The organism is Bacteroidota bacterium (assembly GCA_034723125.1).
Taxonomy (GTDB): Bacteria; Bacteroidota; Bacteroidia; order CAILMK01; family JAAYUY01; genus JAYEOP01.
Map to the genome: position 1 here is coordinate 1 of JAYEOP010000436.1, position 2,095 is coordinate 2,095.

At 33.2% G+C, this 2,095-nt stretch carries 4 protein-coding genes; all 4 read right to left on the bottom strand.

What is annotated here, in order from left to right; all coding sequences use genetic code 11:
- Window positions 1-229: 229 nt before the first annotated feature.
- Entirely contained in the window at window positions 230-367 is a 138-nt protein-coding gene (locus U9R42_11640; protein ID MEA3496676.1) for a hypothetical protein, read from the bottom strand.
- A 15-nt stretch (window positions 368-382) separates the two neighbouring features.
- The gene (locus U9R42_11645) at window positions 383-559 is read right to left on the bottom strand and encodes a hypothetical protein (protein MEA3496677.1); all 177 of its coding nucleotides are present in this window, start codon (window positions 557-559) and stop codon (window positions 383-385) included.
- A complete protein-coding gene (gene mnmD / locus U9R42_11650; GenBank protein MEA3496678.1) occupies window positions 543-1,202 on the bottom strand; it encodes a tRNA (5-methylaminomethyl-2-thiouridine)(34)-methyltransferase MnmD in 660 nt (219 codons plus the stop codon). Before mnmD ends, U9R42_11645 begins: the two co-directional genes overlap by 17 nt.
- 2 nt (window positions 1,203-1,204) lie before the next feature.
- Window positions 1,205-2,095, bottom strand: an 891-nt coding sequence (locus tag U9R42_11655) for a S8/S53 family peptidase (protein MEA3496679.1), incomplete at its 5' end; no start/stop codon positions are given.

The window sequence follows — 2,095 nt, forward strand, 5'->3', positions numbered from 1 at the left end:
GTTTGATTTTGAATCAGATAAAGAATTAATTTTTAATATTGAAGAAATAATTGAATAAAATGCTTCTATGCTTAATAGACAAATCTCCATTTGGCTCTACATTCTTTTATGAACCTGCATCTTGCATCCTGCATCTTGCATCCTGCATCTTGCATCCTGCATCTTGTATCCTGTATCCTGCATCCTTATTTATTTGTTTCTCGCAAAGACGCAAAGAACGCAAAAAAAATCAAAAAAAACAATGACATAAATCCTGCATCCTGCATCCTGTATCCTGTATCCTGCATCCTGTATCTTGCATCCTGCATCTTGCATCCTGTATCCTGTATCCTGCATCCTTATTTATTTGTTTCTCGCAAAGACGCAAAGAACGCAAAAAAAATCAAAAAAACAATGACATAAATCCTGCATCCTGCATCCTGTATCTTGTATCCTGTATCCTGCATCCTGCATCTTGCATCCTGCATCCTGCATCTTGCATCCTGTATCCTGTATCCTGCATCTTGTATCTTGTATCCTGTATCCTGCATCTTGTCAAAACCTCATTCTTTCCACGCATTCAAAATATGAAATTTACCTTTTGGTCCAGCTAATCTTTTCACTTTAAATCCTGCTGAACGTAAATTCCTTTTTACTAAACCTTTAGATGAATAGGTTGTCAGTAAAGCATTATTATCTAATGAATTATAAATCTTACTAAATATTTCTTTCGTCCATAACTCAGATTGTGTATCAGCTGAAAAGGCATCAAAAAAAACAATGTCATAAATTGAAGAAAATGAATAATTTTCAAGACTTGATTTTATTTTTAATAGATTAAAGTTTTCATTTATCTTTTCCTCCTTATTCCACTGTGCCTGATGTAGTTTGTTGAAAAGTTCAGTATCTTTTTCACTTATCAGTTTGGGTAAATTTAACTCAGAAATAGTTTTGTTGTCAATAGGAAATTTTTCAATAGCATGATAATCAACATTAAGATTATTTTTTAATGCATATTCTAAAGTTAAAAAGGCATTTAAGCCTGTTCCAAAACCAACTTCAAAAACTCTTATTGGATTTTTATCAATTTGTTGGATTCCATTTTTTATAAAAACATGTTGTGATTCCTGTATTGCTCCAAAAACAGAATGATAATGCTCGTTAAATTCCAGAGAAAAAAGTGTGTGTGAACCATCTTGTGTTTTTACAACTGTTGTTTTCAAAACTACCTGACTATTATTTTTTTATGTAAAAGCAAATTACTTTTGTTATCAATAATATTTATAAGATAAATACCCGTTGATAAACTACTGATGTTTATACTTTTATCAAATCTACCTGCTGGCATTTCAATTTTCTCATTTATTAACAAACGACCACAAATATCAGTAATTTGAATTTCAATCTGAGATTTATTTGTACTTAAAATGCGTACAATCAAATTATTGTGAGCAGGATTAGGAAAAATACTAACAGCTTGCAAATTTGCATTAGCAGATTTTATTGAAATTGTAGAATCACAAAATTCTCTCATACTTTGAATAGCACCAAAGGCATTTAATCGTCCACCGCTTACTGTTTTGGCTATCAGACTGTTGTTTTTGTCTGTTCCTTTCATAATAAATAATCTCATTAGCTTGGCAATGCTATCAGGTCTAAATTTTGTCCCTTCAAGGAATTCTTTGCTTGCTGATGCATAAAGCAAACCCACAACTCCTGCAACATGAGGTGATGATGCGGATGTACCGCCAAAATATTCGTAACCAAAAGCATTAAAAGTAGTACTGCCTGTTGTATAAACATCTTCACCGGGAGCACCAAGGTCAACATGTGTTACTCCATAACCTGCTGATTCTTTCATATCTGTATTGTTTGTATTTGTAACACAAATTAAATATTTGCTTGGGCAAGTGCTTGGCAGGTCGCCTTTTACATCAACATCAATATTCATATTGGAAGTGGCTGCGGCATTTACTATCCCATACTTTCCGAGTGAATCATACATAGCACACCAAAGCGGAGCATCGGTAGCTTTACCGAAATCTACTCCCCATGAGGAGTTAGAAGAAACAATATAAGCACCTTTTTCCCCATCTGTTTGATTATATATTTTCCT